Source organism: Pontibacterium sp. (assembly GCF_041587635.1).
Taxonomy (GTDB): Bacteria; Pseudomonadota; Gammaproteobacteria; order Pseudomonadales; family Balneatricaceae; genus Pontibacterium.
Genome location: NZ_JBFGYC010000224.1, coordinates 1 through 6,038, shown reverse-complemented (window position 1 = coordinate 6,038; position 6,038 = coordinate 1). Strand labels below are relative to the sequence as shown.

Below are 6,038 nucleotides of genomic sequence, written 5' to 3'. Positions count from 1 at the left end.
CCCGGATGAGAATGCGAAAAAGATCCGTTATACCTCTAAGACACTGAGTGAAGACGATAGAGAACGTCTGAGTCAGATGAGTCAGGAAGAGATTGAACAAGAAGCCCTGCAGAAAGAAGAGGGGTTCAAGATCTGGTTCGCAGGTAAGGTCATCTACGTGTTTAATAGCCAGGTTGATGGTCCTGAAGGCACGTTCAACGAGGAAACTGAAGCGTACGACTTTACCGGCCGCTATCAGCTTAAGTTGAACCGGGCTCGCAGCGGGGTTTATCTGACAGTGCTGACCGAGGATGGTTTATATGCACCAGCTCAGGTTGCTGAAGAAATATTGTGGGATGTGAAAGACAATCTGCCAAGAGGTTGATGTTCTTTACATATACTTGCAATAAATAAGGGGCCTTTTGGCCCCTTATTTGTCTCTGATAACGGGCGATATCAAAAATAAGAAGGAACATCGATGAAAGCTGTAATTCTGGATTTAGAAAGCCTTGAAGATCTTGATCTGGGGCCTATTCAGTCTGAAGTCAGTCAGCTGGATCTGCATATGGCAACCGCTTTAGAGCAGGTAGAGGAGCGAATCGCCGGATATGACATTGTCATTACCAATAAGGTCAAGGTGAGTCGCGCCGCGATGGATGCTACACCCGATCTTAAGTTGATCTGTGTAGTGGCGACCGGCACGAACAACATCGATCTGCAAGCCGCAGCTGAAAAGTCGATCCCGGTTTGCAACTGTGTTGCTTACGGAGTTGATTCAGTGGCTCAGCATGTCCTGTCGATGATGCTGGCGTTGCATACCAATATTATTCAGTATGATCGTGCGGTTAAGGCTGGAGACTGGGGCAAGGCGAGTCAGTTTTGTATGCTGGGTTTTCCTATACGAGAACTGTCTGGCCGTACACTGGGGATTGTGGGTTACGGCAACCTGGGCAGTGCGGTAGCAGAGTTGGCTAAAGCATTTGGAATGAAGGTGGTGGTTGCTCAGCGCCCGGGTGGGAAGCCTCAGGCCGGACGTATGCCGATGGATCAGTTTCTGGCAGAAGTTGATGTGCTGAGTTTGCACTGCCCGCTGACTGACGAAACCCTCGACCTGATTGATACGGTGGCGTTGGCAAAGATGAAGCCGGGCAGTGTGTTAATCAATGCGGCGCGCGGTGGTGTGGTTAATGAGCAGGCATTGGCTGACGCGCTACGCTCTGGTCATCTGGCGGGAGCCGCAACGGATGTGCTGACGCAGGAGCCGCCTGTAAACGGTAATCTTCTGTTGGCTGATGATATCCCTAATCTGATCATTACACCTCACTCCGCATGGGGGAGTCGTGAGGCGCGCCAGCGTATTATCGATCAGACTGTCGAAAATATTCAGGCATTCAAATCCGGGAAAAGCGTACGTGTCGTGAATGCATGATGTAATAGGCTCCGGTGTCGTCCTCAGAACGGCACCGGGGCGGTAAAGTCCTGCCAGTCTCCGGTTACCGGATGATTAAAGCCGAGCTGTTCTGCGTGAAGCAATAAGCGATGGCTGAGGGCTTGTGCGTCATCAGGTGCGTAGAAGCGGTCTCCGATGATCGGGTGGCCTAAGAACTGCATGTGAACACGCAGTTGATGGGAGCGACCGGTAATCGGAGTGAGTTGTACCCGGCTGCCATTCGGCTCGTCCCTTAGTTTTTTCCAGCGCGTATGCGCGTTTTTCCCGTATTCGTAATCGACGATCTGCAGCGGGCGGTTATCCCAATCGCAGCGCAGGGGTTCGGTGACTTCACCTGCCTCCTCTCTGAGAGTCCCGTAAACGATCGCTTGATAGGATTTTTGCGTGCGTCTCTCTTGAAACTCCGTGCTTAGACGTCGATGACTGTCGGCATTCAGGGCAAGCACCATCAAGCCGGAGGTTGCGTAGTCGAGTCGGTGCACGATGCGCGCAGTGGGGAATGATTGCTGTACCCGTCGCCATACACAGTCTTGTTTATCCTCTCCGCGCCCAGGTACGGACAGCAGGTCGGCGGGTTTGTTTACGATAACCAATTGGTCATCGGAAAATATAATCTCAGGCATCGACAGCGTTACTTCTCTGGCTTCTCAAACAGGGCAAGGGATTCCACATGGGACGTTTGCGGGAACATATCCATCACGCAGAAACGGCTAAAGCGATAGCCCATCGCAACCAGCTCTGCTGCGTCACGGGCCAGTGCAGAAGGGTTACATGATACGTACAGGATTTGATCAGCTTGATAGTGTTCCAGCTGTTTAATCGCTTCGAGCGCACCCGTGCGGGGCGGGTCCAGTACGATCTTGTTGAAACCTTGATTGAACCAGCGGTGGTGACGCAGGTCGTTGCTAAGGTTGGCACGGTAAAAGGCGCAGTTCGTTAAGCCATTTGCTTCAGCATTGGTCGCGGCACGCTGTACCATCGTATCGCTACCTTCCACGCCAACTACCTCTCCGGCGTTAAGTGCCAGGGGAAGCGTAAAGTTTCCGATACCCGAGAACAGGTCAAGAATACGATCGTCAGGTGTTGGCTGTAACCACTCCAGCGCACGGCTAATCATCTGCTCGTTAACGCCGGCATTCACTTGCAGAAAATCACCGGGCTCAAAGCTGAGTTTTATATCTTGGTCTGGTAATCGGTAGTGCAGATCTGCTGCATCTGTATAGGCCTGTGTGATTTGGCCGTCATCCAGATACAGGCGGAGGTGCAGTTGATTTGCGGCCAGGCTGATAGCGTCCAGCAGTGCGTCCGAAGGGCGTTTTTTGATTCGTAGTGTCAAAGCCCCTTCTTGGTCACCCATTGATATTTCGGCATGGGTAATATCACGCACCTGACCGGCTTGGTCTAGTGCGTTTTGCAGAAGCTGAATCGTCTGATTGAGCGTATCGTTTAATACTGGGCAGCGGTCTATGCGGGTCAGTTTATTGCTGGCGCGGCGACGAAATCCAACAACAACGGAGTTGTCACGCTGTAGCTGGTTGACCCCTAAGCGGGCGCTTCGCCGATATTTAGACGAGGGTGAGCGAAGCGGAGACTCAGTGGTTTCCGGCTGTATTTTGCCCAAACGCTCGAGCTGATCCAGTACGATCCGCTGTTTCTCTTCGATTTGACGCGAATGTGTCAGGTGTTGCAGGTCACAGCCACCGCATACGCCGTAGTGCTCGCAAATCGGTTCTGCGCGATCTTCTGACGCCTGAATGACGTTGATGCACTGCGCCTCATCGAAGCGGCGGTGCGTCTTGGTGATTCGCGCTTCAACCTCTTCACCGGGCAGGGCCCCGGCAACAAACAGCGTTTTGCCATTATGGCGGGCGATACCACGACCTTCGTGGCTGAGTCCCTCAATGGACAGCTGAATCGGAGCGCCATCGAGGGCAACGGGTTTCTTCTTGTTGGCTGGGTGACGCCGGGGTGCAGATCGTTTTCGCATGATTGCTTCACATTACGCAGAGATGCGCGGATTCTATCAGGCTGCCAATATAAAAGGCAGGCAGAAATAGAGATAAACGGTCAGCTCGCACAGTTGCTGTGTGGCACCCAGGCAATCGCCGGTATAGCCGCCAATCCAGCGGCGATAGAAATGCGATAGCCAGTTACGCATCAGCCAGACGGGGATAATGACCAACCAGACCTTGGGGCCAAGAGGGATAAGGCACAACAATACCGGTATCGCGGCAATCATCAGCTCGCGTCGAGACATTCTGTTTGCGAGTGGTTTTGCTTTGCTTTGCTGATCTTCTTGCACGTAATTGTCGGAATAGATGAGCGTGATCGCGGCAAAACGGCTGAGGGTATGTGCCAATAATAGCGCTGGAATCAGTTGTTCGATCAGGCTGAGTGTCTGAAACTTCATAAATAATGCAAACACTAAGCCTAATGCGCCGTAGGTTCCCAGCCGAGAGTCTTTCATGATGGTGAGTATCTGGGTTTTCTCCCAGCCACCGCCAAACCCATCGCAGACATCGGCGAGACCATCTTCATGGAATCCGCCCGTCAGCCAGACCGTTGCGATCATCGACAAGGTGATGGCAATTGCCGGAGGAAATAGCATACAGCCAAAGAAATATACCAGCGCAGCGGTGGCGCCCACGATCAGCCCGATCCAGGGGAAGTAACGGCTGGCGTGGTTGAGTTTTGAATCGGAGAACTCAACCCATGCTGGAGCGGGTAGGCGCGTGAAAAATGTCAGGGCGTTAAAAAACAGATGCACTTCTGGATGCCTGAGATTCATTCGAGCTACCGCTTAGGTGTATAGTGAAGGCCGATAACTTTAGAGCAATCCTCAAGGCAGGTCTATGAAGCAGGAACATCCTTTCGCGCAGTATGTACGTATCCTTGGTAAAGGAAAAACAGGCACTCGCTCGCTGACCCGTGAAGAAGCGGAAGCAGCGATGGGGATGATTCTGGATGGTCAGGCCGAACCGGAACAGTTGGGCGCTTTTTTGATGCTGTTACGTGTAAAAGAGGAATCGCCTGAAGAGTTGGCGGGGTTTGCTGATGCAACACGACAGCGTTATGCCGCACCGGCTGGGTTGCAGGTAGACCTGGACTGGTCGAGCTATGCGGGTAAGAAGCGACGTCATCCTTGGTTTTTGCTTGCTGCGCTGTGTTTGGCGAGCCATGGCTATCGTATCTTTATGCATGGTGCGCGTGGTCTTACGCCTGAGCGCATCTATACCGAGGATATGCTGTCTCAGTTTGGGTTGAGTCGCTGTGATAGCTGGTTACGTGTTGATGCAGAGCTGGCGCGGGTGAATTTTGCATTTATGTCGATTGATCATATGTGTCCGCCTTTGGGGCGAATTATCCAGTTGCGGTCTGTTCTGGGTTTACGATCTCCTGTGCATACGTTGGCGCGGATGCTGAATCCATTGCATGCCAAGTGTAGTGTTGATGGTGTTTTTCATCCGCCGTATGGGCCAATGCATCAGCAAACGGCGCAGCTTTTGGGGTTTGAGCGAAACCTGACCGTGAAAGGCGATGGCGGTGAGGCGGAAGCGAAGCCTGACGGTGAAAGCATTCTGCAATGGGTGGTAGAGGGTGAACTGGAAGAGAACGAATGGCCGCGCATCGTGCCACGTCGTTTTGTTAAGGAGGGTGAACTCGATCCCGCAATGCTTGGGCAGGTCTGGCGTGGGGAGGCTGAGCATGAGTATGGTGTATTGGCGATCAAATCGACAATCGCTATGTTGTTGAAGTTGTTGGGTGAGGCTGGCGATCAGCAGGTATTGTTGACGCGGGCAGAGAAAATGTGGGATTCGCGAACGATCAATCAGTTTTCTGTAGGCTGAAAAATGTACAAATCGGGTCGAGATATGCATAATGACGATCCGGTTGTTAATTGTCTGTTTTTTAGTCGAGTTATATGAATCTTATTAGTCGTCGGGGCTTTTTGAAAAGCCTCAGTGGAACGGCGCTGGGTTTAGCCAGCGCATCTGCATTGGGTGCTCGGACACCGTTTTTGGCCTCTCCTGAGCGTAAGTTAAGCTTCTATAATCTGCACACGGGTGAAAGCCTGGATGCGACCTATTGGGCTGAAGGTCACTACATTCCAGACGTAATGGCTGAAGTGAATCATCTGTTGCGAGATCACCGCAGCGATACCAGCATCGCTATGGATCCGCGATTGTTTGATATGTTGCACCTGCTCCAGCAAGATCTTGGTATCCAGAAGCAGTTTCATGTTATCTCTGGATACCGTTCTCCCGAAACCAACGCCAAACTGCGTAAGCAAAGTTCAAGTGTCGCGAAGCGCAGCTATCATATGCTGGGTAAGGCGATCGATATTCGTCTGCCGGGCGTGCCCTTGAAGCAGTTGGGTAGTCAGGCGCGTTCATTGCAAGTGGGCGGAGTAGGATACTACCAGCGCAGTAACTTTATTCACGTGGATGTGGGCCCGGTTCGTACCTGGGGCTAATCTTCGTTACAAAAAACGGGGCCGTTCTGGCCCCGTTTTTTGTGCATTTCAGTCACCTGTTTCTAGGTGCTTTCTGTCTGCATTGCTTCCGTCGTATCGAATCTAATCCCGACGTAACTTGTCAGACACCGCGAT

At 52.1% G+C, this 6,038-nt stretch carries 6 protein-coding genes and 1 pseudogene; 4 read left to right on the top strand and 3 right to left on the bottom strand.

Annotated elements, in window-relative coordinates; genetic code table 11:
- Positions 1-364, top strand: a pseudogene (locus ABYW01_RS11870) (hypothetical protein); the annotation flags it as partial.
- Between the two features lie 93 nt (positions 365-457).
- A complete protein-coding gene (locus ABYW01_RS11865; RefSeq protein ID WP_372832918.1) occupies positions 458-1,408 on the top strand; it encodes a 2-hydroxyacid dehydrogenase in 951 nt (316 codons plus the stop codon).
- A 23-nt stretch (positions 1,409-1,431) separates the two neighbouring features.
- On the opposite strand, the gene ABYW01_RS11860 is transcribed toward ABYW01_RS11865, so the two are convergent.
- Genes ABYW01_RS11860 through ABYW01_RS11850 form a run of 3 tightly spaced genes read right to left on the bottom strand, consistent with a single transcriptional unit; the run spans position 1,432 to position 4,217 of the window.
- Positions 1,432-2,052: an RluA family pseudouridine synthase gene (locus ABYW01_RS11860; protein ID WP_372832916.1), complete on the bottom strand. Its 621-nt coding sequence runs from the start codon at positions 2,050-2,052 to the stop codon at positions 1,432-1,434.
- Positions 2,053-2,060: 8 nt separating this feature from the next.
- Positions 2,061-3,416, bottom strand: coding sequence for a 23S rRNA (uracil(1939)-C(5))-methyltransferase RlmD (rlmD, locus tag ABYW01_RS11855; RefSeq protein WP_372832914.1), 1,356 nt, complete (start codon positions 3,414-3,416; stop codon positions 2,061-2,063).
- 36 nt (positions 3,417-3,452) lie between these two features.
- The gene (locus tag ABYW01_RS11850) at positions 3,453-4,217 is read right to left on the bottom strand and encodes an adenosylcobinamide-GDP ribazoletransferase (protein WP_372832913.1); all 765 of its coding nucleotides are present in this window, start codon (positions 4,215-4,217) and stop codon (positions 3,453-3,455) included.
- A gap of 64 nt (positions 4,218-4,281) precedes the next feature.
- Between ABYW01_RS11850 and ABYW01_RS11845 the strand changes: the two genes are divergently transcribed.
- Positions 4,282-5,277 carry a glycosyl transferase family protein gene (locus tag ABYW01_RS11845; protein ID WP_372832912.1) on the top strand — a complete coding sequence of 332 codons (996 nt, stop codon included), beginning with the start codon at positions 4,282-4,284 and terminating at the stop codon, positions 5,275-5,277.
- Between the two features lie 74 nt (positions 5,278-5,351).
- Positions 5,352-5,903, top strand: coding sequence for a DUF882 domain-containing protein (locus ABYW01_RS11840; protein WP_372832911.1), 552 nt, complete (start codon positions 5,352-5,354; stop codon positions 5,901-5,903).
- Positions 5,904-6,038 lie beyond the last annotated feature (135 nt).